This window comes from Streptomyces sp. NPDC002669 (assembly GCF_042889165.1).
Lineage (GTDB): Bacteria > Actinomycetota > Actinomycetes > Streptomycetales > Streptomycetaceae > Streptomyces.
In genome coordinates, this window is sequence record NZ_JBIAQQ010000025.1 from 60,560 (window position 1) to 83,077 (window position 22,518).

At 72.2% G+C, this 22,518-nt stretch carries 16 protein-coding genes; 4 read left to right on the forward strand and 12 right to left on the reverse strand.

Translation table 11 applies throughout. The features are described from left to right. Positions 1 to 35: 35 nt before the first annotated feature. From ilvN to ACFYW1_RS29890, 4 genes are all read right to left on the reverse strand, one after another. Positions 36 to 563 (reverse strand): acetolactate synthase small subunit, encoded by a 528-nt coding sequence (ilvN, locus tag ACFYW1_RS29875; protein ID WP_148839397.1) that lies wholly within the window; start codon positions 561 to 563, stop codon positions 36 to 38. Positions 564 to 585: 22 nt separating this feature from the next. Then, the gene (locus ACFYW1_RS29880) at positions 586 to 2,442 is read right to left on the reverse strand and encodes an acetolactate synthase large subunit (protein ID WP_388999987.1); all 1,857 of its coding nucleotides are present in this window, start codon (positions 2,440 to 2,442) and stop codon (positions 586 to 588) included. A 219-nt stretch (positions 2,443 to 2,661) separates the two neighbouring features. Beyond that, positions 2,662 to 5,598 carry a putative bifunctional diguanylate cyclase/phosphodiesterase gene (locus tag ACFYW1_RS29885; protein WP_388999990.1) on the reverse strand — a complete coding sequence of 979 codons (2,937 nt, stop codon included), beginning with the start codon at positions 5,596 to 5,598 and terminating at the stop codon, positions 2,662 to 2,664. A 184-nt stretch (positions 5,599 to 5,782) separates the two neighbouring features. Further along, entirely contained in the window at positions 5,783 to 6,751 is a 969-nt protein-coding gene (locus tag ACFYW1_RS29890; protein ID WP_388999993.1) for a 2-hydroxyacid dehydrogenase, read from the reverse strand. 310 nt (positions 6,752 to 7,061) lie between these two features. Between ACFYW1_RS29890 and ACFYW1_RS29895 the strand changes: the two genes are divergently transcribed. The 3 genes from ACFYW1_RS29895 (at position 7,062) to ACFYW1_RS29905 (ending at position 9,900) form a co-directional block, all read left to right on the forward strand. Beyond that, positions 7,062 to 8,054, forward strand: a complete 993-nt coding sequence (locus tag ACFYW1_RS29895) for an aldo/keto reductase (protein WP_388999996.1) — start codon at positions 7,062 to 7,064, stop codon at positions 8,052 to 8,054. Between the two features lie 219 nt (positions 8,055 to 8,273). Next, positions 8,274 to 9,440, forward strand: coding sequence for a PQQ-dependent sugar dehydrogenase (locus ACFYW1_RS29900; protein ID WP_389000134.1), 1,167 nt, complete (start codon positions 8,274 to 8,276; stop codon positions 9,438 to 9,440). A gap of 28 nt (positions 9,441 to 9,468) precedes the next feature. Continuing rightward, on the forward strand, positions 9,469 to 9,900 hold the full coding sequence (locus ACFYW1_RS29905; RefSeq protein WP_389000137.1) for a DUF6191 domain-containing protein: 432 nt from the start codon (positions 9,469 to 9,471) through the stop codon (positions 9,898 to 9,900). On the opposite strand, the gene ACFYW1_RS29910 is transcribed toward ACFYW1_RS29905, so the two are convergent. From ACFYW1_RS29910 to ACFYW1_RS29920, 3 genes are all read right to left on the reverse strand, one after another. Further along, positions 9,858 to 10,961: an alpha/beta hydrolase gene (locus tag ACFYW1_RS29910; protein ID WP_388999999.1), complete on the reverse strand. Its 1,104-nt coding sequence runs from the start codon at positions 10,959 to 10,961 to the stop codon at positions 9,858 to 9,860. The genes ACFYW1_RS29905 and ACFYW1_RS29910 overlap by 43 nt on opposite strands. Positions 10,962 to 11,070: 109 nt before the next feature. After that, entirely contained in the window at positions 11,071 to 12,333 is a 1,263-nt protein-coding gene (locus ACFYW1_RS29915; protein WP_389000002.1) for a serine hydrolase domain-containing protein, read from the reverse strand. 153 nt (positions 12,334 to 12,486) lie between these two features. Next, the gene (locus ACFYW1_RS29920) at positions 12,487 to 12,711 is read right to left on the reverse strand and encodes a hypothetical protein (RefSeq protein ID WP_389000005.1); all 225 of its coding nucleotides are present in this window, start codon (positions 12,709 to 12,711) and stop codon (positions 12,487 to 12,489) included. A gap of 302 nt (positions 12,712 to 13,013) precedes the next feature. Here ACFYW1_RS29920 and ACFYW1_RS29925 point away from each other — a divergent pair, with 302 nt between their 5' ends. Beyond that, positions 13,014 to 15,587, forward strand: coding sequence for a helix-turn-helix domain-containing protein (locus tag ACFYW1_RS29925; protein WP_389000007.1), 2,574 nt, complete (start codon positions 13,014 to 13,016; stop codon positions 15,585 to 15,587). 47 nt (positions 15,588 to 15,634) lie between these two features. On the opposite strand, the gene ACFYW1_RS29930 is transcribed toward ACFYW1_RS29925, so the two are convergent. The 5 genes from ACFYW1_RS29930 to ACFYW1_RS29950 all read right to left on the reverse strand — a co-directional run bounded on the left by ACFYW1_RS29930 (position 15,635) and on the right by ACFYW1_RS29950 (position 22,305). Continuing rightward, positions 15,635 to 16,189 carry a GNAT family N-acetyltransferase gene (locus tag ACFYW1_RS29930; protein ID WP_389000140.1) on the reverse strand — a complete coding sequence of 185 codons (555 nt, stop codon included), beginning with the start codon at positions 16,187 to 16,189 and terminating at the stop codon, positions 15,635 to 15,637. A gap of 38 nt (positions 16,190 to 16,227) precedes the next feature. Continuing rightward, the gene (locus ACFYW1_RS29935; RefSeq protein WP_389000010.1) at positions 16,228 to 18,450 is read right to left on the reverse strand and encodes an MMPL family transporter; all 2,223 of its coding nucleotides are present in this window, start codon (positions 18,448 to 18,450) and stop codon (positions 16,228 to 16,230) included. A gap of 183 nt (positions 18,451 to 18,633) precedes the next feature. After that, positions 18,634 to 19,128, reverse strand: a complete 495-nt coding sequence (locus ACFYW1_RS29940; RefSeq protein ID WP_389000013.1) for a hypothetical protein — start codon at positions 19,126 to 19,128, stop codon at positions 18,634 to 18,636. Next, on the reverse strand, positions 19,086 to 20,090 hold the full coding sequence (locus ACFYW1_RS29945; RefSeq protein WP_389000016.1) for a hypothetical protein: 1,005 nt from the start codon (positions 20,088 to 20,090) through the stop codon (positions 19,086 to 19,088). Before ACFYW1_RS29945 ends, ACFYW1_RS29940 begins: the two co-directional genes overlap by 43 nt. A gap of 88 nt (positions 20,091 to 20,178) precedes the next feature. Next, positions 20,179 to 22,305: a phosphocholine-specific phospholipase C gene (locus ACFYW1_RS29950; RefSeq protein ID WP_389000019.1), complete on the reverse strand. Its 2,127-nt coding sequence runs from the start codon at positions 22,303 to 22,305 to the stop codon at positions 20,179 to 20,181. Between the last annotated feature and the right edge of the window lie 213 nt (positions 22,306 to 22,518).

Genomic DNA, 22,518 nt, shown 5'->3' on the forward strand with positions numbered 1-22,518 from the left:
GCGGGCGGCGGGTCGGGGCCGTCCGGCGCAGGGTCCTACGCCGTACGGTCCAGGGCGCGCAGCGAACGGTCGGTGATCGAGCGCGCGCCGCGCCCTATGGCGATGGTGCCCGACTGGACCAGCTCCTTGATGCCGTACTGCTCCAGCATCTTGAGCATGGCCTCCAGCTTGTCCGCGCCGCCCGTCGCCTCGATCGTGACGGCCTCGGGGGAGACGTCCACGGTCTTGGCCCGGAACAGCTTGACGATCTCGACGATCTGGGAGCGGGTCTCGTTGTCGGCGCGGACCTTCACCAGGACGAGCTCGCGCTGGATCGCAGCGGACGGCTCGAGTTCGACGATCTTCAGGACGTTGACCAGCTTGTTGAGCTGCTTGGTCACCTGCTCCAGTGGCAGGTCCTCGACACTCACGACGATGGTGATGCGGGAGATGTCGGGATGTTCGGTGGTACCGACCGCGAGCGAGTCGATGTTGAAGCCGCGGCGGGAGAACAGGGCGGTGATCCGGGCGAGGACACCGGGCTTGTTCTCGACCAGGACGGAGAGCGTGTGCTTGGTGGACATGGAGTCGGTCTCTCTCTGTCTCTCAGTCGTCTTCGTTGTCGCCGAAGTCGGGGCGGACCCCGCGGGCGGCCATGACCTCGTCGTTCGAGGTGCCCGCGGCGACCATCGGCCACACCATGGCGTCCTCGTGGACGATGAAGTCGATCACGACGGGGCGGTCGTTGACGGAGTTGGCCTCTTCGATGACCTTGTCCAGGTCGGCCGGGTCCTCGCAGCGGATCGCGTAGCAGCCCATGGCCTCGGACAGCTTGACGAAGTCCGGGACGCGGGTGCCCTTCGCCGGGACGCCCTCGGTGTCGGCGCCGGAGTGCAGGACGGTGTTGGAGTACCGCTGGTTGTAGAACAGGGTCTGCCACTGGCGGACCATCCCGAGCGCGCCGTTGTTGATGATCGCGACCTTGATCGGGATGTTGTTGAGCGCGCAGGTGGTGAGTTCCTGGTTGGTCATCTGGAAACAGCCGTCGCCGTCGATCGCCCAGACCGTGCGGTCCGGCATGCCGGCCTTGGCACCCATCGCGGCCGGGACCGCGTACCCCATCGTTCCGGCGCCGCCGGAGTTCAGCCAGGTGGCGGGCTGCTCGTACTGGATGAAGTGCGAGGCCCACATCTGGTGCTGGCCGACGCCCGCCGCGAAGATCGTGCCCTCGGGGGCGAGCTGTCCGATGCGCTGGATGACCTGCTGCGGCGAGAGGCTGCCGTCCTGGGGCAGGTCGTAGCCGAGCGGGTAGGTGTCGCGCCAGCGGTTGAGGTCCTTCCACCACGCCTCGTAGTCGCCGACGTGGCCGTCGGTGTGCTCGGCCTGGACGGCCTGGACCAGGTCGGCCAGGACCTCGCGGGCGTCGCCCACGATCGGGACGTCGGCGGCGCGGTTCTTGCCGATCTCGGCCGGGTCGATGTCGGCGTGGACGATCTTGGCGTACGGGGCGAAGCTGTCCAGCTTGCCGGTGACGCGGTCGTCGAAACGGGCTCCGACGGCGACGATCAGGTCGGCCTTCTGCAGCGCGGTGACGGCGGTGACCGCACCGTGCATGCCCGGCATTCCGACGTGCAGCGGGTGGCTGTCGGGGAATGCGCCGAGCGCCATCAGTGTGGTGGTGACGGGCGCTCCGGTGAGCTCCGCGAGGACCTTCAGCTCGGCGGTGGCCCCCGCCTTGATGACGCCGCCGCCGACGTACAGCACCGGGCGCCTGGACTGGACGATCAGTTTGGCGGCCTCGCGGATCTGCTTGGCGTGCGGCTTGGTGACCGGGCGGTAGCCGGGCAGGTCCTGGGTGGGCGGCCAGCTGAACGTGGTCCGCGCCTGGAGGGCGTCCTTGGCGATGTCGACGAGGACCGGGCCCGGCCGGCCGGTGGAGGCGATGTGGAACGCCTCGGCGATCGTGTGCGGGATGTCCTCGGCCCTGGTGACCAGGAAGTTGTGCTTGGTGACCGGCATCGTGATGCCGCAGATGTCGGCTTCCTGGAAGGCGTCCGTCCCGATGGCGCTGGAGGCGACCTGGCCGGTGATCGCGACCAGCGGGACGGAGTCCATGTGGGCGTCGGCGATCGGGGTGACCAGGTTGGTGGCGCCGGGGCCCGAGGTGGCCATGCAGACGCCGACCTTGCCGGTCGCCTGGGCGTAGCCGGTGGCGGCGTGCCCGGCGCCCTGCTCGTGGCGGACCAGGACGTGGCGGACCCGGGTGGAGTCCATCATCGGGTCGTACGCCGGGAGGATGGCGCCGCCGGGAATGCCGAATACCGTGTCGGCGCCCACTTCCTCCAGGGAGCGGACGAGGGACTGCGCGCCCGTGACGTGCTCGACGGTGGCGGCGGGGGATCCGCCGTTACGGGCCCGCGGCTGGGGGTGGTGGGCCCCGGTGGCCTGCTCGGTCATCGGCATTCTCTTCTCGAAGCTGAGGGTTCTTGCGGGTTTTTTGAGACGTTTTGCCTGGTGTCAGTGCAACAAAAAACCCCTCGTGCCGTGAGGCAAGCGAGGGGAGCGCGTCGGTGGGGTCCTGCAGAGTGTCGAGCGAGGGACTCTGCTTCAGCCGACGCGCTTTCCAAGTACGAGAATTCGGGTGCGCATGGCAATGACCCTCTCTCCGACGCACTCGACATGTCAAGTGGGTGGGACGGTCGTCTCAACATGTGATCCACCCGAACGGGTGGAACCCCCGGTCAGGACGGGTCTCCCGGTGCCGCTGCCGCTGCCTGTGCCGGGCACCGGGAACTCGCCGCGGGCCAGGGCGCGGCGCAGCCGGTACTCGTCGAGCGGGCCGGAGAAGGCCATCCCCTGGCCGTGCGTACAGCCCATGGCGCGCAGCGCGAGGACCTGCTCCGGCAGGTCCACCCCGTCGGCCACGGACTGCATGCCGAGATCGCAGGCGATCCGCAGGAGGCCGCTGGTGATCTTGTGCAGCCGGGCGGACTCCACGACGCCCTCGACGAGGCCGCGGTCGAGTTTCAGTACGTCGATGGGGAGCCGGCGCAGGGCGTTGATCGCGGCGTAGCCGCTGCCGAAGCCGTCGAGCGCGATGCGGACACCGAGGCGGCGCAGGGCCACGAGGCGTTGCTCCAGTTCGTCGAAGGAGATCCGGGGGTCGCTGTCGGCCACTTCGATCATCAGGGCTCCGGAGGGCAGGCCGTGCCGGGTGAGCAGTGCCTCGACGGAGCTGAACGGGAGTCCCTTGTCGAGGAGTCTGCGGGCGGGGAGCCGCACGGACACGGGGGCCGGGTGCCCCGCCCTCGCCCGCTCGGCGGCCTGGGCGACGGCCTCCTCCAGGAGCCAGCGGCCGAGCTCGGCGGTGCGGTCGTTGTCCTCGGCGGTGCGGAGGAATTCGGCCGGGGTGAACAGGATGCCCTGGGCGGAGCGCCAGCGGGCCTGGGCGGCGACGGCGGCGATCGTGCCGCTGGCGAGGTGCACCACGGGCTGGTGGAGCAGGGCGAACTCGCCGTCGCGCAGGGCGGTGCGCAGCCGGGCCGAGAGCTCGGAGCGGCGCACGACCTCGGCCTGCATCTGCGGCGCGTACAGCTCGACGCGGTTCTTTCCGCCCGCCTTGGCGCGGTACATGGCGAGGTCGGCGTTGCGCATGAGGTCGCTGGGGCTGATGCCGGGCTCGGCGAAGGCGACCCCGATGGAGGCGGCGACCCGGACGTCCCCGGAACCGATCCGGTACGGCTGGGAGAGGGTGAGGCGCAGCCGGTCGGCGATCTCGTGGACCTGGCACTCCCGGGCGGCCTGGTCGCGGGTGCCGTCGCCGAGGATGATCGCCGCGAACTCGTCGCCGCCGAGCCGGGCCGCGGTGTCGCCGGACCGGACGGATTCGCGGAGGCGGTGGGCGGCCTGGACGAGGAGTTCGTCGCCCGTCTGGTGGCCGAGGCGGTCGTTGACCGACTTGAAGCCGTCGAGGTCGATGAAGAGCACGGCCGTGCCCTGGTCACCGGCCCGCCGGCCGCCGAGGGCCTGGCGGACCCGCTTGGTGAACAGGGCCCGGTTGGGCAGGTCGGTGAGCGGGTCGTGCTCGGCGTTGTGCTGCAACTGGGCCTGCAGCCGCACCCGTTCGGTGACGTCGCGGCTGTTGAGGATCAGGCCGCCCTGATGCCGGTTGACGGTGGATTCGACGTTGAGCCAGTCGCCCGTGCCCGAGCGGAAGCGGCACTCGATGCGGGTGGTGGGTTCCTCGCCCGGCGGGGCGGCGAGGAACCGGCGCACTTCGTGGACCACCCGCCCCAGGTCGTCCGGATGGATGATCGAGGAGAGCTCGGCCCCGACCAGCTCGTCGGCGTCGCGTCCGTACACCCCTGCGGCGGCGGGGCTGACGTAGCGCAGGACGCCGGTGGGGGCGGCGATCATGATGACGTCGCTGGAGCCCTGCACCAGGGAGCGGAAGTGGTTCTCCTTCTGCGCCAGTTCCTGGGTGAGGGCGATGTTGTCGACGAGCATGATGCCCTGCCGGACCACCAGGGCGAGCACCACCGCGCAGCCGGTGAGGACCACGACGCGGTCCACCCGGCGGCCCTCGATGACGTTGTAGAGGATGCCGAGGGTGCAGACGGCGGCGGCGAGGTACGGCGTCAGCGCGGCCAGCGAGCCCGCGACGGGGCGGCTGGCGGACTGCGGCTCCTCCCGCGGCGGGACAGCGTTGTCCGCCGCTCTGTTGGCGCCCCAGGGGGCGTACGCGAGGAGCAGGGAACCGGCGAACCATCCCGCGTCCAGCAACTGTCCGGAGTGGTAGCTCTGGCGCAGCAGCGGCGAGGTGAACAGGGCGTCGGACAGGACCGTCACGGCGAGCGCGGCCACGGCGGTGTTCACCGCGGAGCGGTCGGCGCCGATCCGCCGGAAGTGCAGGGCGAGCACCATGGAGACCAGCACGATGTCGAGCAGCGGGTAGGCCAGCGAGAGCGCCGCGCGGGCCACGCTGGTGCCCTCGGCGTCCACCAGGTGGGCGGTGTGGGCGAGGGCGAGGCTCCAGGAGAGCGTGAGGAGCGAGCCGCCGATCAGCCAGGCGTCCAGCGCGAGGCAGACCCAGCCGGCTCTGGTGACCGGGCGTTTGGCGAGGACGAGCAGCCCGACGATGGCGGGCGGCGCGAAGCAGAGGAAGAGGACGTCGGCCACGGAGGGGGTGGGCACCTCGCGCCCGAGCACGACCTCGTACCAGCCCCAGACCGCGTTGCCCCCGGCGGCCATGAGCGAGGAGAACGAGAACAGCAGCCAGGCCGGCCGGAACCGGCTGCCGACGGCGCGTGCGTAGAGGAAGCAGGAGACGGCGGCGATCAGCGCGGCCGCGCTGAGACCGAAGTCCCCCATGAAGAGAGACAGTTGGCGTGATCCCCAGCCGAGGGCCGCGCCCACGGCGTAACCGGCGCAGACGAAGCCGAGCAGGAGCTGCCAGAACAGGGCGGAGGGGCCGCACACGGCCGACCGGCGGGAGAGGAGCGCGCCGAGGGCGTCGACCGGCGCGCTCACCGGCGCGACCCCGATGCCGTCGGCTGTGCCCTCACCCGGCGCCCCGCCGGTCCCCGTCGACTGCCCCGTGGTGTCGGATCGTCCACCCATCGGCCGTGCATCGCCCGTCGCCCCCCTTGCGTGTCGCGTCCCCCGGCGCCGTCCCTTCCACGACGCAGCGCCCCTTTCGGGACGATACACCAGAGTCGTCACTCAGGGACATAGTTCCTCTACTCTCCGTGACGACCTGGGGCGTTGTCCGCACGCTGCGCGGTGGCGGGGAACCGCCGCGTGGTCAGCCGGTGGTGCGCACGACGTTCCGCAGCGGCTCGCCCGCGGCGAACCGGTTCAGCTGTCCGGCCATCAGCCGCTTGGCGCGCGGCAGGAACGCCGATGTGCTGCCGCCGACATGGGGCGTGATCAGGACGTGGGGAGCATGCCAGAGGGGGTGCCCGGCGGGCAGGGGTTCCGGGTCGGTGACGTCGAGGGCGGCGCACAGCCGGCCGGACTCCAGTTCGGCCAGCAGGGCCGCGGTGTCCACGACGCCGCCGCGCGCGACGTTCACGAGCAGCGCCCCGTCCCGCATGGCGGCCAGGAAGCCGGCTCCCACCAGCCCCTGCGTGGACGGGTTCAGCGGGGTGGACAGCACGACGACGTCGGCCTCGGGCAGGAGTTCGGGCAGATCGTCGAGGGTGTGCACGGGGCCGCGCGCGGTCGTCCGCGCGGTGCGCGCGACGCGTGCCACCCGCGCGCACTCGAAGGGCACGAGCCGGTCCTCGATGGCGGAGCCGATCGACCCGTAGCCCACGATCAGCACGGACTTGTCGGCGAGCGCGGGGTAGAAGCCCGAGCGCCATTCCTCCTCGTCCTGGCCGTGCACGAAGCGGGGGATGCCGCGCAGGGAGGCCAGGATCAGGGCGAGGGCGAGCTCGGCGGTCGACGCCTCGTGGACCCCCTTGGCGTTGCACAGCCGCACCCCCGCGGGAAGCAGGCCGAGACCGGGTTCGACGTGGTCGATGCCGGCCGAGAGGGTCTGCACCACCCGGACCGACGCCATGCCGCCGAGCGGACGGACCGCGACCTCCGCGCCCTTCATGTACGGCACGACGTAGAAGGCGCAGTCGGCGGGGTCGGCCGGGTAGTCCGGGCCCCCGTCCCAGAAGCGGTAGTTGAGCCCTTCGGGAAGCCCGTCGATCTCGTCGGCGGGGAACGGCAGCCAGACGTCGGGGGTTCTCGTCGGGTCGGAAGTCTTCGTCGGAGTCATGATCAGGAGGCTAGGACATGCCCCCCCGGGGGCGATCGGTGGAGGCTGCGCGAGGGGCGCCGGGCGGCAGAGGTTACTTTGGGTGCGGTGTGGTCCCGTGATCGCGGGACCCGAACCCGGTCGTCGAACTGCCGTCGTCGCCCGCAGGGATGCCGTGCGGCGTCCGGCGCGCGCGGTCGCGGGGCGCCGGGGAGTTCCGGGGCCGGGACAGGGGTCCCCCCTGCCCTGACGGAGCCGGGAGCTCGGGGAAGCGCCGGGCGTCCGCGACGGGCGGCGGTCCGGTGGCGGGACCCAGGGAGGGTACGGGGAGTTGGAGCGCAGGAGTCTCGGTGCGGCGGCGCTCGCCGTGGGGGCGGTCGGCCTCGGCTGCATGCCGATGAGCTGGGCGTACAGCGCGTCACAACAGCGCGGTGACCGTGCGTTGCGGACGGTGCACGCGGCGCTGGACGCGGGGGTGCAGTTGCTCGACACCGCCGACATGTACGGCCCCTTCACCAATGAGCTGCTGGTGGGGCGGGCGCTGAAGGGCCGTCGGGCCGACGCGTTCGTCTCCACCAAGTGCGGGCTGCTGGTGGGTGATCAGCACATCGTGGCCAATGGCCGTCCCGGTTACGTGCGGCGGGCCTGTGACGCCTCGCTGCGTCGGCTGCAGACCGATGTGATCGATCTGTACCAGCTGCACCGGGCCGATCCCGAGGTGCCGGTCGAGGAGACCTGGGGCGCGATGGCGGAGCTGGTGACCGCCGGCAAGGTGCGGGCGCTCGGACTCTGCGCGGTCGGGGCGCGGGCCCCGCGGCGGTCGGGCGCGGGCATGTACGACGGAACGATCCGTCAGCTGGAGCGGGTGCAGCAGGTCTTCCCGGTGAGCGCGGTGCAGGCGGAGTTCTCGGTCTGGTCCCCGGAGCCGTTGGACGCCCTGCTTCCGTGGTGCTCGGCGCGGGGGGTGGGGCTGCTGGCGGCCATGCCGCTGGGCAGCGGTTATCTGACGGGCACGCTCACGCCGGGGCAGGGCTTCGAGCCGGACGACCTGCGGGCCCGGCACCCCCGGTTCACGGCGGAGATGATGGCGGCGAACCAGCCGGTGGTGGCCGGGCTGCGGCGGATCGCCGAGCGGCACGGGGCGACCGTCGCACAGGTGGCGCTGGCCTGGGTGCTGCGGCAGGGCCCGCACGTGGTGCCGGTGCCGGGGACGAAGCGGGAGGACTGGGCGGTGGAGAACGCCGGGGCGGCCGGGCTGGAGCTGACCGCGCGGGACCTGGCGGAGATCGCCCGGCTGCCCGGCGCCCAGGGATCCTGGGACTGAGCGCCGGTCTCCGCTCCTCGGCGCCGCTTCCGGCGGCGGGCGGGGACAATCGTCGGGCACCGGGAACCCGGAACGGGGCGACGGTGTTTGAGGAGTGGTCAGGTGTCCGTCGAAGGGATCGGTTCTGTGCGCGGTGTTCTGTTCGGATCTGTACGGGGCCCGGCGGGGCCCGGCGGGCGGCGTCGGGGCCCGGGCCGCGGGGCGGTGCGGCGGGGCACGCTGGCCGCGCTGGCCGCCGGTTCGCTGGTGCTGACCGCGGGGTGCTCCGGTGACGGTTCCGGCGGCGCGGCGCACACCGGCCGGACGCCGTCGGCCGCCGTCTCCCCCGCCGCCCCGTCCCCGTCGGCCTCCCCGACCGCCACCGCCTCCCTGCCGCCCGCGAAGGGCTCGGTGAAGGTGGTCTCCACGCTCACCGAGGGCCTGGACTCGCCCTGGGGCCTGGCGGCGCTGCCCGACGGCGACCTGCTGGTCTCCTCGCGCGACAAGGGCACGATCACCCGGATCGACGCGAAGAGCGGGAAGAAGACCCTGCTGGGCTCCGTGCCCGGGGTGGCGCCGGCCGGCGAGGGCGGACTGCTGGGGATCGCGGTCTCCCCCACCTACGGCGCGGACCACCTGGTGTACGCGTACTTCACGACCGAGTCCGACAACCGCATCGCGCGCATGCAGTACGACGAGGACGGCACGGTGCCGGGCCGGCTGCTGGGCGCCCCGGACACGATCCTGCGCGGCATCCCCAAGGGCGCGATCCACAACGGCGGCCGGATCGCCTTCGGGCCGGACCGCATGCTGTACGCGGGCACCGGCGAGACGGGGGACGACGGTCTCGCGCAGGATCCGGAGTCGCTGGCCGGCAAGATCCTGCGGATGACGCCGGACGGGCAGCCGCTGCACGGCAACCCCGAGGCCGACTCCGTGGTGTATTCGTCCGGGCACCGCAATGTGCAGGGGCTGGCCTGGGACGGGCGCAAGCAGCTGTGGGCGTCGGAGTTCGGGCAGGACAGCCGGGACGAGCTGAACCTGATCCTGCCGGGCAGGAACTACGGCTGGCCGGAGGTCGAGGGCAAGGCGGGCCGGAAGGGTTTCGTCGACCCCGTGGCACAGTGGAAGACGTCCGAGGCGTCCCCCAGCGGGATCGCCTTCGTCAAGGGCTCGATCTGGATGGCGGGCCTGCGCGGCGAGCGGCTCTGGCGGATTCCGCTGTCCGGCAGGGACGGCGGGGAACCCCTGGCGGCCCCGCAGGCGTTCCTGGAGAAGAAGTACGGCCGTCTGCGCACCGTGCTCGCCGCGGGCGGCGACAGGCTCTGGCTCGTCACGAGCAACACGGACGGCCGCGGCACCCCCGAACCGGGAGACGACAGGATCCTGGTGCTGGAGGTGCGGTAGCGGTCACGGCAGGAAGGGCGTGCGGCTGGTGTTCAACTTCTTCGAGGAACTCTTCGCGCCCGGCCGCAAGCACACCGCCGAGGAGCAGAAGCGGCTGGAGCTGTCCCGGGCGGACCTCGGCATCGGCGACCCGGGGCGCGGGCCGATAGACCTGGCCTCGGGCAAGGTCACCGTCCGGCCGTCCGGCGCCTCCGGAGCACGGGAAGAGGGGTGGGGGGGGGGGGGGGGGCCCCCCCCCCCCCCCCCCCCCCCCCCCCCCCCCCCCCCCCCCCCCCGACCCCGCCCCCGGTGCGGGGCCCGATCCCTCCCCCGATCCCGGATCGGACCCCGCCGCCGGTCCCGGTGCCCTCCCGGGCCCCGGCCGGGGGTGACGGACCCGCGTCGCGTACGCGGGCCCGCCGCCTGCGCCGGGCCGGTTCAGCCGGCCCGGTCGAAGGCGTCCTGGAGCCGGGGGACGTAGTCGGCGACGGCCGGTGCCCAGCAGCCGTAGTTGTGTCCGCCGTTGCAGGTGGGCGAGAGCGACGAGCCGTTGCCGTAGTCGACGAGGCGGCTGCTCAGGCCGAGCTTGTCCATGCGGGCCTTGACGTTCCTGGAGGCGATCGCGGTGAAGTGGTCGATCAGATCGTTGTCGCCGGTGTAGAGCGTGACGTCGGTGTCGGCGAGCCTGGCCAGGTTGACCGGGGCGGCCGGGTCGATCGCCTTCCAGATCCGGTCCGCGTCGAGGATCGGGTACGGGGAGCCGAAGATCGCGTCGCTGTCGACGACCGGGCCGTAGCCCGTGCACTCGCCGGTGCCGGGCGGGGTGGAGCTGCTCACGGCGCACCAGGCGCCGGGCAGGTTGAGTTCCGTGGCCAGGACCGCCGCGCGGACCTCCGCCATGCCGAAGTCGATGCCGCCGGACAGCGAGGCGACGTGCCCGAAGAGGTCGGGGCGGGCCTCGCCGTAGTGCAGGGCGCCGAAGCCGCCCATCGACAGGCCGACGACGGCCCGGTGGTCCCGGTCGGCGACGGTGCGCAGGTTCGCGTCGATGAAGGGGACGACCTGCTTCAGGTGGAAGGTCTCCCAGTTCGCCGCGCCCTCGGCGGTCTTCTGCATGAGCCAGTCGGCGTACCAGCCCTTCCGGCCGCCGTCCGGCACGACGGTGATCATCGAGTCCGAGCGCAGGGCCGGGGCGGCCGCGGCGTCGTCCGGGTTTCCGGGTCCGCCGTGCAGGAAGTACGTCACCGGCCAGCGCTTGCCGGGCTGGCTGCGGTAGCCGCTGGGCAGGAAGATGCGGATCTTGCGCGGTCCGGTCACCTGCGAGGTGGTCACGGTGATGGTGAAGTCGTTGTCCGAGTGCACCTCGGTGCCCCCGGCGATCTGGGTCAGGCCGAATCCGTCGGACAGCACCGGCGGAGGGGCGGCGCCCTCGGTGCCCCCGGCGTGTGCGAGCGGGGTGGCGAGGGTCGCGGTCACGGCCAGCGCGGCGGCTGCGACGGCCGTCCGGGTCCGGGTCCGCCGGGTGGTCGGCTGCGTTCTCATCGGGTGTCCTCTCCGAGAGCGGGGCTCTCACGGGTGAGTGGGGCCGGCCCGGCGGCCGGGGCCTGTCGGCGGGCCGGCCGCGCGGGGAGCTCCCTTCCGGTCGCGGTGCTCAGAGCGCGCAGAACGCGTCCGTCATGGCCTTGCCCGTGTGTGCCTGCCCCGGCGTACCGGCGAGCATGTGGAACTCGTTGTTCGTGTGCAGCACCTGCTCGGTGCCGTCCTCGCTGCTCAGCCACTCGCTGAAGTAGCCGAGCACCGCGCCGTTGTGTCCCCAGGCCGTCTTTCCGCAGGGCAGCTCCATGCGCTCGATGCCCAGCCCGTAGCCGACGCCGGTGGCCACGGGAACGGTGGTCTTGAGCTCGGCCATCTGCGCGGGTGCCAGGAGCTTTCCGGTCATCAGCGCCCTGCCGAACGCGGCCAGGTCGTCCATGGTCGACACCATGGCCCCGGCGCTCCCGGTGACCTGCACGTTGGAGACCGTGCCGTCGCCGATGAGGATCGCCCGGAGCACGTAGCCGCGGAGGTAATTGCCGTAGAGCGCGGGGTCGGTGGTGGGGAAGCTGGTGTCGCGCAGGCCGAGCGGTTCGATGATCCGCCGCTGGATCTGTGCGGCCGCGTCCTCACCGGTGACGGCCTTGATCACCATGCCCGCGAGCACGTAGTTGGTGTTGGAGTAGCCGAACTTCTCGCCCGGTTCGGTCGCCGGCGCGCGCATGCCGAGGGCCACGTCGACCAGGTTCTGCGGAGGGTACGCCTCCCTCGGGTTGAGGTTGAGGAAGTACGGGCCGTTGATCTGGAGGGAGCCGAGGTAGTCGGGCAGGCCCGAGGTGTGGTTGAGCAGCTGACGGATCGTGATCTTCGAGCCGTCGTAGCCGTTGGCGGCGACCGCGCCCGGCAGCCACCGTTCGACGGTGTCGTCCAGCGAGAGCTTCTTCTCGGCCTCCAGCTGGAGCAGCACGGTGGAGACGAACGCCTTGGTGTTGCTGCCGATGCGGAACTTGGCCTTCGGGTCCGCGGGCGTCTTGGTGGCGCGGTCGCCGACGCCCGCGTGGACGTACTGGGTGGTGTCGCCCTGCCGGACCATGCCGATCACGCCCGGGTATCCGTCGGCGATCCCCTGCTGGGCTCCGGCCTGCAGGATGTCGGCCGGGGTCTGGGCCGCGGCCGGGGAGCCGGTGGACGAGGAGCCGGTGGCCGGGGCGGCGGCGACGGCCGGGGCGGCCCCGGTCATCAGGAGGCAGACCGCGGTGGCCGCCGGCAGCAGCCGGCGCCAGTTCCCGCGCGTCGGCGAGGGGCTCCGGGCCGCGCCGTCGACGCCCGTTTCCTCCGTGGCAGTCGGGATACGGGCCCCGGAGACATCACGCATGCTCATTTTCTTTTCCGTCCCTCTCAGTCGGCTGGTCGTTCCAGCTGTTCGGCAGAAGTCGAATTCGTTCCGGATGCCGTCCCGGAAGACGTCGTGACGTCGTCCGGGACGGCGGTTCCGCAGGAGCGCCGCCGTGTGGACACGGGCGGGTCCGAGGACCTATCGCTGACAGGAGGCCGCGATGATCAGCAGGAGGACGACGATTCCCAGCACCGCGAAGCATCCGCCGCCCTCCGGGTTCTTCCGGTTGACCTCCACGTGGCCACCGGGGGGAATTCCGGGGTGCTGTTTCTCGTAATGTTCGAGCTGGCGGTCCGACCCCTGGGACTCGCTGAGCCATGGCGTCTTGAAACCGCATTCGCCGCACCAGAACCGATATGCCATGTCAACTCCTCATATGTCCGTGGCAGGAGAAAACCGGGAGAGGCGATCGGGTCCGGTGCCGGGCCCGCCCGGCCCTGCGGTCCGCCCCGGTCCGTCGACGGTCCGTCGTCGGCCGGCCGCGTGTGCCATCTGCTTCTCGGAGGTCCTGCGGTATGCGTCGCCCCGCGTCGGCGTACCGACCGGGCACCACTGATCGTGGCGTTCGCCCTGCTCGGGGAACAGGCCATACGACCGGCCATGCATGACCGGTCGTCACGATAGGCTCATGACCGGCCGCGCTCGGTGGTGGAGGGGATGTCCAAGTGACGGATCAGCTGGGCACGTTGTTGCGTCGGCTGCGCACCCGGTCGGGACTGACGCAGGAGCAGATGGCGGAACGGTCCGGAGTGAGCGTGCGCACCATCCGCAGACTGGAGACCGGCAGATCCAGCGATCACCGGCTGGGTACGGTGAATCTGCTGGCGGACGCCCTGGAGGCCGGGCCCGAGGACCGCCAGAGACTCGTGGCCCTGCTCACGGGAACGCGAAGCGCGCCGGATTCCGGGGAGACCGGGACGGCCGGGGAGTCCACCTCATCGAATTCCACGGCGAATTCCATGGCGGAGGCCCCGGCGGATTCCGTGACCACACCTGTTCCCTCACCCGTTCCGGCACAGAATTCCGGTCCGGAGGCCGGGCAGAATTCCGAAGAGGTTTCCGGAACGGATTCCGGGCCGGGCCTCCGGAAGAAGTCCGGTCCGCGGTCCGGTCCCGGTCGTCTCGCATCACCGTTCCGCAATCCCCTCGTCGCCGCCGCCGACGAATTGGCGCAGGAGATCAGGCGCCGTTGGCAGCGCGAGGAGGAGCACCGCCGGGTCCACGACCCGTTTCCGCTGCCGGTGCGCTGGCAGGACGCGCCCGATTCCCTGACCGACCATTCGGCGAACATCCAGCGGCTGCCGCCGGGAGCGACGCCGGACCGGATGGACCTGAGCGGCGACCTCGGCAGCGTGGCCGAGGTCTACCGGCGGATCGACTCCGGGCGGCTGGTGGTCCTCGGCCGGGCCGGGTCCGGCAAGTCGATCCTGACGATCAGGTTCGTGCTGGACCGGCTGGAGACCCGGGAGCCGCACGAGCGGGTGCCGGTGATCTTCGGCGTCGGCTCCTGGGACCCCACGGCCGTCGCGTTACGGGACTGGCTGATCGACCGGCTGGTGCGCGACCACCCGCATCTCACCCGCCGGGCGCCCGGCGGGTCCACGCTGGCCACCGCGCTGGTCGACGCGGACCTCGTGCTGCCGGTCCTGGACGGCTTCGACGAGATCGCGGAGGGGCTGCGGAGCGCGGCCCTGGAGGAGCTCAACTCCACCTCGGTGCCGCTCGTCCTGACCAGCCGGCGCGGCGAGTTCGCCGAGGCCGTCCGGGAGGCCGGGGCCCCGCTGGTCTGGGCCGCCGGTCTCGAACTGACCGACCTCACCCTCGACGACCTCGACGACTACCTGCCCCGGACGGCCCGCCGGATCCCCCGCGACGACGGGAGCGAGGCGGTCTGGACCCCCGTACTGGACCGGCTGCGCGCCCGGGAGGGCGGGGAGGCCGCTCCCCTGGCCAGGGTCCTGAGCACCCCGCTCATGATCATCCTGGCGCGGACGATGTACAGCGAGGCGCCCGACCGGAATCCGGCCGAGCTGCTGGACACCGGGCTCTTCCCCGACGAGAACTCCCTGGAGGAGCATCTGCTGGCGGGCTTCGTGCCGACGGTCTACCGGCGCCGCGTCGCCGAACGGAGCGCCGCCGGCCGCCGGGAGCGGCCCCGCGACCCCGAGCGCGCCGAGCACTGGCTCGGCTACCTCGCCCACCATCTGGCCCGGCTCGACCGCGACCAGCAGGACCTGGCGTGGTGGCGGATCGGTGATTCGCTGCGGCTGTCCACGCGCCTGCTGTCGGTGGTGGTGGCGTCGGCGCTCTGCGTCGCCCTCTGCGAGTGGCTCATCAACCTGATCAGCCTGCCGTTCCCGATCGGCGAGGCCCTCCTGCTGGGAGGTCTGATGGGAACGGTCGCCGGTCTCGCCTTCGGGTGCGTCCACGCGGTCCTGGCCCGGTTCGGCACCATGGCCTTCGAACCGGCCCGCGTACGGCTGCGGCTGCCCGGCGCGGGCACCGGCGTGGGGCGCAGACCGATCCGTACGTTCGCCGCCCGATTCGGCGCCGTGCTGCTGGGCGGCTCCGTGATGGGGGCCGGCTGCGCGTCCGCCCTCACCCTCCAGCGCCGGCTGTTCTACGGAGTCCCGCTCGCGAACGAAATGGTGATCAAGGGCACGCTCGTCGACATGCTGCTCTTCGGGCTGATCTTCGGGGCGGGCGCCGGGCTCGTCTTCGGGATCCTGGCCGCGCTCGAAGCCCCGCTGGATGTCTCCTCCGCGGCCACCCCGGCCGGTCTGCTGGCCTCGAACCGCGCGACGGTGCTCCGGCAGGTCCTCGTACTGGCGCCGATGCTCACCCTGGTCATCGCGTTCGGCGGGGGCCTGGTCGCCGAGTTGTTCGACGGCCTCCTCGGCCCGCTGGTCTGGGACCCGGCGGACGGGCTCCTCATCGGCGCCATCGGCGGGCTCGGCGGCACCTGCTCGTACGCGCTCTCGTTCACCGCCTGGGGGCGGTGGCTGGTCCTGTCGCGGGTGTGGCTGCCGATGACCGGCAAGCTGCCCTGGGACACGGTGGCCTTCCTGGACGACGCCTACCGCCGGGGGGTGCTGCGCCGGGCCGGTGCGGTGTACCAGTTCCGCCACATCCGGCTCCAGCACCACCTCGCCCGCTCCTACCGCGAGCACCAGCGCAAGTACGCGCCGGCCAGGTTCGGCGCCGGGACGCAGCGGACGCCGGCGGCCCGCGGCGGCTGAGCGGGCAGGGCGCGGCGCCCGCCCGACGGTGCGCCGCGCCCCCGTTCTCAGTCCTTCCGGGCCCGCCACTCCGGGGCCAGCACGGACCAGATCTCCGAGTCGTGCCGCTCGCCCCGGTACAGGTAGCTCTCGCGCCGCACCCCGTCCTGCTTCATGCCGAGCCGTTCGGCCACGGCGACGCTGCGCCGGTTCGCGGCGGAGGCGATCCATTCCACCCGGTGCATGCCGCGCTCGTGCACCGCCCAGTCGATCAGCTTCCGCGCCGCCCGGGTGATCAGACCGCGCCCCTGCGCGGCCGGTTCGAGCCAGCAGCCGACCTCGCAGTTGCCCGACTCCGTGTCGAAGACCCGGAACAGGACGCCGCCGACCAGCGTGCCGTCCAGCCAGATGCCGTAGAGCCGGCCGGTGTCGGTCGCCTGCTTCTGCGCGTACCTTCCGAGCAGGGCGCGCGCCGACTCCAGGTCGGTGGCGAAGGACGCGAAGGGGATCCAGGGATCGACGAGCTCCCGGGCCCGGTCCATGTGGGCGAGGAACTCCTGTGCCTGCCAGATCTCCAGCGGACGCAGTTCCGCTCCGTCGTCGCCCAGGGATACCGCGAACATCATGCCCCTTATCGAAGTGGTCGGAATCATCGGACGGCTCACACCGTCTTCGCGGCCTCCACCGCCCCGTCCTCGACCGGTTGCGCCGCCTGCGGGATCCTCGCATGCGGCACCGGCCGCTCGGGAGGCTCGATGCTGATCCGCGGCAGCAGCCGGTCCAGCCGGCGCGGCAGCCACCAGTTCGCCCCGCCCAGCAGATGCATCAGGGCCGGGACCAGCAGCGTGCGCAGGACGAAGGCGTCGAGGGCGACGGCGGCGGCGAGCGCGATGCCGAACATCGCGATGACCCGGTCCCCGCTGAGGACGAACGCGAGGAAGACCGAGATCATGATCACGGCCGCGGAGTTGATCACCCGGCCGGTCTCGGCGAGGCCGACCCGGACCGCCCGCCGGTTGTCGCCGGTCTCCAGCCACTCCTCGTACATCCGCCCCACCAGGAACACCTGGTAGTCCATGGACAGCCCGAAGAGCACGGACACCATGATCACCGGCAGGAACGGTTCGACGGGGCCCGCGCTGCCCAGCCCCAGCAGCTCGCTCCCCCATCCCCACTGGAAGACCGCGACGACCACCCCGAACGAGGAGGCCACGGCGGCCACGTTCATCGCCGCGGCCTTCAGTGGGATGCCGATCGACCGGAAGGCCAGCAGCAGGAGCAGGCAGCCGAGCCCCGTGACGACGCCGATGAAGAGCGGGAGCTTGCCGACGATGATCCCGGCGAAGTCGTCGTAGCTCGCGGTCACTCCCCCGACGTGGGCCTGGAGCGAGGTGTTCTGCGCGGCCTGCGGCAGCACGTCCGCGCGCAGCCGGTCGACGAGCTCGCTGGTCCGCTCCGACTGCGGCGACGTCTTCGGTACGACGGTGACGAAGGCCGTTTCGCCGTCGGCGCTGTAGGTGACCGGGCCGGCCGAGGCCACGCCCTCGGTGGACCGCAGCGTGGCGGGCAGTCCGTCCATCGCCAGCCGGTCGTCCGCGCCGTCCAGCCGGGCGACGACCGTCAGCGGCCCGTTGACGCCCGGCCCGAAGCCCTCGGCCAGCAGGTCGTACGCCTGCCGGGTGGTGGACGAGGCGGGGTTGTTGCCCTGGTCGGCGCTGCCCAGGTGGAGCGAGAAGGTGGGCAGGGCCAGGACCAGCATCACCACGGCGGCGATCCCGCCGAGCAGCTTGGGGTGGCGTTCGACGAAGGCGGACCAGCGGGCGGCGAAGCCGGTGGGGAGTTCGGGCTGCGGCCCGTGCTCGGCGAGCCTGCGCCGCTCGCGCCGGCTCAGGGCCCGCGTCCCGATGAAGGACAGCAGGGCGGGGAGCAGGGTCACGGACGCGGCCACGGTCAGTACGACGGTGAGCGAGGCGGCGATGGCCACGCCGTTGAGGAAGCCGAGCCGCAGGATCAGCATGCCGAGCAGGGCGATGCAGACCGTGGCCCCGGCGAAGACCACCGCCCGGCCGGTCGTCGCGACGGCGTCCTGCGCCGCCTCGGTGACCGTCAGCCCCCTGCGCAGCCCTCTGCGGTGTCTGGTGACGATGAACAGCGCGTAGTCGATGCCGACGCCGAGCCCGATCAGCATGCCCAGCATGGGGGCGAAGTCGGCGACGGTCATCAGGTGGCCCAGCAGCACGATGCCCGCGTAGGCCGTGCCGACGGAGACGAGGGCGGTGGCGATGGGCAGCATGCTGGCGGCGAGCGAACCGAAGGCGAGGAACAGGACGACCGCCGCGACGACGACGCCGACGACCTCGCTGAGGTGGGCGGAGGGCGCTTCGGTGAGGGCGACCGCCGAGCCGCCCACCTCCACCCGGAGGTGTTCGCCGGCCGCCGCCCTCGCGGTGTCGACGAGGGCCTGCGCCTGGGTCACCGGGATGTCGTCGACCTGCCGGTCGAAGGTGACCGTGGCGTAGGCGGTGCGTCCGTCCTCGCTGATCTGTGCCGCGCCGGCGGCCCCGTAGGGTCCGGTGACCGAGCCGACGCCGGGCAGTTCCTCGACCCGGTGCAGGGTCCGGGTCATCGTCTGGCGGACGTCGTCGGCCCGCACGGTGGAGTCGGTGGTGTGCCAGACGATGGTGTCGGTGTCCCCGCCGAGGTCGGTGAAGCCGTTCGTGAGGAGTTCGGTGGCCCGGCCGGACTCCGTGCCGGGCACCTCGTAGTCGTTGGAGTACGCGGAACCCGCGAATCCCGCCGCGGTGGCTGCTCCGCCGAGGGCGAGGAGCCAGATGAGGACGGCGATGAGGCGGTGCCTGATGCACCAGCGGGCGATGGCGGCCACGGACGTGCTCCCTGCCGGTTCGTGGCCCTTCGTCGGGACAAAGCATGAATTACCCGCAAAGAGCGCATGACCTGAGAACTGCCACTCTGGCAGCCGATCGTGATCCTTTGCCCCTTTCGTGGCCTTACTCACAATGGCCACGGAGGCTGCCGCGGTCCCGGTTCGCGACGGCCTCCGGCCGCCTCACCCCGCCCGTTGCTCCTCCGCCTCCAGTTCTTCCTCGAACAGCTCCTCGATCTCCGCGATGCCCTTCGTCACGACCTCCGCCAGGTGGACGGGGCAGGTCAGCACCTCGCTCCCGAGACCCCGGCCGGAGTCCGGGCCGGGGGCGGGGCAGGTGTCGGGGGCGTAGAGGTGCGCGAGGTGGGCCAGGCGGTCGGAGGCGCGCCCGTGGCCGTCCGCGTGGTCGCACGCGCCGCCGGGCAGGGTGGCGGCGGCGGTGCGGAGGATGCCGAGGATCTCGCGGGCGATTCCGTACGACAGGTCCAGGGAATCGGCCGCCGTGCCCATCAGGAGCAGCAGGACGGTCCGGTCGGGCGCGGGTCCGTCCGGACCGAGCCGCTCGTACCGCCGGGCCGCCCAGAGCGCCGCCTCCTCGGAGGCCGTCCCGTCCTTGAACGGGACGTGCCGCTCGGTCAGCGGCTCGATGTCGAGCCGGCCGTCGGGACGCAGGTACACCTGGTCCAGGTGCGCCGTCTCCCGGGTGCCGAAGAGCCTGTCGACCGCTTCGCGCAGATGGTCACGGGCCTCGACGGCGAGGGCGCGCAGGAAGGTGGTGCAGGTCCACGCCTCCAGCGAGGCCCCGTATATCCGCCCGCGTGTTCCTCGCGCAGGAGGGTGCGGCCGCCGGGGCTCTGCAGGTGGATGCCCTCGGTGGCCTGCTCCTCGCTGCCGGAGCGCAGTGCCGGGTGCTCGCCCTCCCCGTGCGCGCAGGCCCCGTCCGGCAGCAGCGGCAGTACGGACTCCAGGCCCTCGATCATGTCGTCGAGCAGCGAGCGCTGCCTGATCCGGCCCGACCCCGCGTACCAGCAGCTCGCGTGGGCGACGACGACATAGCCGGCGAGAGCGGCCCGGGAGGGGCGGGTGGGCGGTACGGCGTGGATCTCCAGGTCCCAGAGCGGATCACCGTTCGGATAGTCGTTGAGCACGCTGCCCAGGCTGCGGATGTACCTCCGGTGGCTTTCGGGGACGATCCCGGGGATGCCGTCCGTGCTGCCCGGCAGGATCACGTCGGCTGCCGTCCGCGCCCATCCCGCGGCGTTGCGGGGGCAGATCTCGGCCTCGTCCCACTCATCGAGCGGAATCTCGACGTCCGGCGCGGTGAACAGCCCGTCCGCGTCCGTGTCCCACTCCTCCAGGCTCTCGGTGCACGGATGGAGCTCGTGCCCGCACCCGCCGGCCCGAAGACCCCGCTCGTCCAGGGCCGCGGCGGCGGCGCCGAGCGCGTCCACCACGGCCCGCTCGACGGCCGTGCCGCGTCGTTCGAGAACGTACCGCGCCATGCCCACCAGCCCGAAGGTCAGCAGGACCGCCTGCTCACCGTCCGGTTCGGCGGCGAGCAGGCGGGCGCACTCCAGGACGACGGGGTCCGCCTCCTCGGGGGCGGACCCCGTCGTGACGTCGAGCCATTTCTCGATCATTTCGGTCATGATCGAGGACACGCGGGCCGCGCCGCGACGGTTCCGCCAGGCATCGAACTTCCGTACGAGGGAACTTCCGGGCGGTCCGTCAGCCCGAGACGCTCGCCCGGCCGTTCTCGATGTGCCCCATCAGGCGGCGCCGGAAGGCGTCGTCCCCCTCGACGGTGACGGCCAGGTCGTACCAGCCGTGCGCGTCGGCCGCCGAGTGCACCACGGTACGGCTGCGCCCCGGCTTGACCTTGACGGTCCTGGACCAGCCCCGCAGGTCCGACTCGTCCACGTACCCCAGGGGGCGCACCACGAAGGTGAGCACCGTGCTGCCCGTGTTGCGCAGGGTGAGGTGCAGGTCCCGCTCGTGGGCGTCGATCCGCGAGGCGACCTCGGCCCCGGCCGACGCGCCGCCCCTCGCGGGCCCGGCGAACTCGCGCCGGAAGCCGTTCGGCCCCGTCACCGTGAAGCGGTACGCGTCGCCGGGGAGCGGCACCGTCCACCGGTCCGTGCCCCGCACGTCCCGGTGCTGCGGCACGGGGAACTCGCCCGCGTACGGGTACAGCGCGAAGTGGGCGGACGAGCGGCCCGTGTTGCTGAGGTCCACCCGTACCGCGCCGTCCACCAGCCTCGCCTGCGCGTCCGGCTGGTACGGCAGCGGGCGGGCCGGGCGGGTGCCGGGCTCCTGCACCGGCACCTGCTGCACGGCCGGCGGCTTCGGCGACCAGCGCCCGCTGAACGGCGGAATGGCGGCCGGCGGCTCCACGTCGGGCCTGCGCCGCCCGCGCTCGAAGTCGAACGCGGAGGTCAGATCGCCGGTGACGGTGCGCCGCCACTGGCTGATGTTGGGCTCCGCCACCCCGGTCCAGCGCTCCAGGAAGCGGATCACGGAGGTGTGGTCGAAGACCTCGGAGCAGACGTAGCCGCCCACCGTCCACGGCGACACGACCAGCAGCGGCACCCGGATCCCGAGACCGGTGGGCTTGCCCTCCCAGCGCTCCTCGGCCACCTCGGGCGGCGCGACCGGCGGCGGCACGTGGTCGAAGAAGCCGTCGTTCTCGTCGTAGTTGATGAGCACGGCGGTGTGCCGCCACACCTCGGGGTGCTTGCCCAGCGCGTCCAGCACCTTGTAGACGATCGTCGCGCTGTGGACCGGCGAGGACACGCTCGGGTGCTCGGAGTCGACGGCCGACGGCACCAGGTACGAGACCTCGGGCAGGGTGCCGGCCGCCACGTCCTTGGCGAACTCCTCGGCCAGCTTCCCGGTCTCCACCCGGCGCAGCGCCCGCTCGAAGAGGCTGCGCTCGGTCTTGTCCAGGGTGGCGACGCCCTCCTCCAGCAGTCCGAACAGCCGCTGCCGCTCCGCGTCGTCGGCGTCGCGTATCGCGGCGTAGAACGACTCCATGTACGTGTGGCCGCCGGTCCTCGCCAGCGCCTTGCGGGCGACCGCCTTGAAGGTGGCGAAGAACTCGATCTGGTTGTCGGTGAAGTTCTCCCACTCGGTGTACGTGCGCCAGCTGCGCCCGGCCTTCTCCAGCCGCTCCGCGTAGGTGCCCCAGTCGTACCCGGGGTGCGTGCCCTCGTCGTACGCGTCGTTGCCGACGGCCCGCTTGCCGTTCGGCTCGTTGCCGGTCCTCCCGCTCCACAGGTGGTTGCGGTTGGGGCTGGTCGAGGTGTGGATGGAGGAGTGGTAGGCGTCGCAGACCGTGAAGGTGTCGGCCAGCTCGTAGTGCAGCGGGATGTCCCGGCGGTCGTAGTACGCCATGGTGGCGGCCGTCTTCGCGCTCACCCAGTTGTTCATCCACCCCCCGGCCCACGCCTTGCCGCCGCCGCTCCAGGAGTGGTCGAGGGCACCGATGTACTGGAGGTCCTTCTTCTGGGCCTCGGCGGCGTCCCGTACCGGGAACGGCAGCACGGAACCGCCCAGCGGGGCGGGCTGCTCGAAGACCGGCCGGCCGGACGGCAGCTCGACGGCGTTGCGGTCGCCGAAGCCCCGTACGCCCCGGAGCATTCCGAAGTAATGGTCGAAGGAACGGTTCTCCTGCATCAGGATCACCACGTGCTTGATGGCTCCGAGCCCGCCCCGGCCGCCGGACCCCGCCGTGGGTGCCGGCTGCGCGGCGATCGCGGCCTGCAGCGACGGCGGGAGCAGCGACCCCGCCGCCGCGGCACCGAGTGCGCCGCCGCCGAGCGCGAAGAGCCGGCGCCGTGAAATGTCCGTGGTCAAGATGGGCCTCCCGAGTCCTGTCGTTCAGCCGGGAAGCTAACCGGGCCGGGTGGCGCGGGGAAGGATTTCGTACGGCTCCGTGGTGAACGTCCAACAGGTCGACCGGGAAGTCCAACCGCGGCCGCCCCTCGCCCGCCGCCGTTCCCGTACCCGTCCGCCGCCGGTCGGGCGTTGACCGGCCCCCGCTCGCGCGGCAGTCTTATGCACCGTCAA

What these genes read in the sequence shown, in the direction of transcription:
- ilvN (WP_148839397.1), bottom strand. Translation starts at nt 563, where the DNA reads ATGTCCACCAAGCACACGCTCTCCGTCCTGGTCGAGAACAAGCCCGGT.
- ACFYW1_RS29880 (WP_388999987.1), bottom strand. Translation starts at nt 2,442, where the DNA reads ATGCCGATGACCGAGCAGGCCACCGGGGCCCACCACCCCCAGCCGCGG.
- ACFYW1_RS29885 (WP_388999990.1), bottom strand. Translation starts at nt 5,598, where the DNA reads ATGGGTGGACGATCCGACACCACGGGGCAGTCGACGGGGACCGGCGGG.
- ACFYW1_RS29890 (WP_388999993.1), bottom strand. Translation starts at nt 6,751, where the DNA reads ATGACTCCGACGAAGACTTCCGACCCGACGAGAACCCCCGACGTCTGG.
- ACFYW1_RS29910 (WP_388999999.1), bottom strand. Translation starts at nt 10,961, where the DNA reads ATGAGAACGCAGCCGACCACCCGGCGGACCCGGACCCGGACGGCCGTC.
- ACFYW1_RS29915 (WP_389000002.1), bottom strand. Translation starts at nt 12,333, where the DNA reads ATGAGCATGCGTGATGTCTCCGGGGCCCGTATCCCGACTGCCACGGAG.
- ACFYW1_RS29920 (WP_389000005.1), bottom strand. Translation starts at nt 12,711, where the DNA reads ATGGCATATCGGTTCTGGTGCGGCGAATGCGGTTTCAAGACGCCATGG.
- ACFYW1_RS29930 (WP_389000140.1), bottom strand. Translation starts at nt 16,189, where the DNA reads ATGTTCGCGGTATCCCTGGGCGACGACGGAGCGGAACTGCGTCCGCTG.
- ACFYW1_RS29945 (WP_389000016.1), bottom strand. Translation starts at nt 20,090, where the DNA reads ATGATCGAGAAATGGCTCGACGTCACGACGGGGTCCGCCCCCGAGGAG.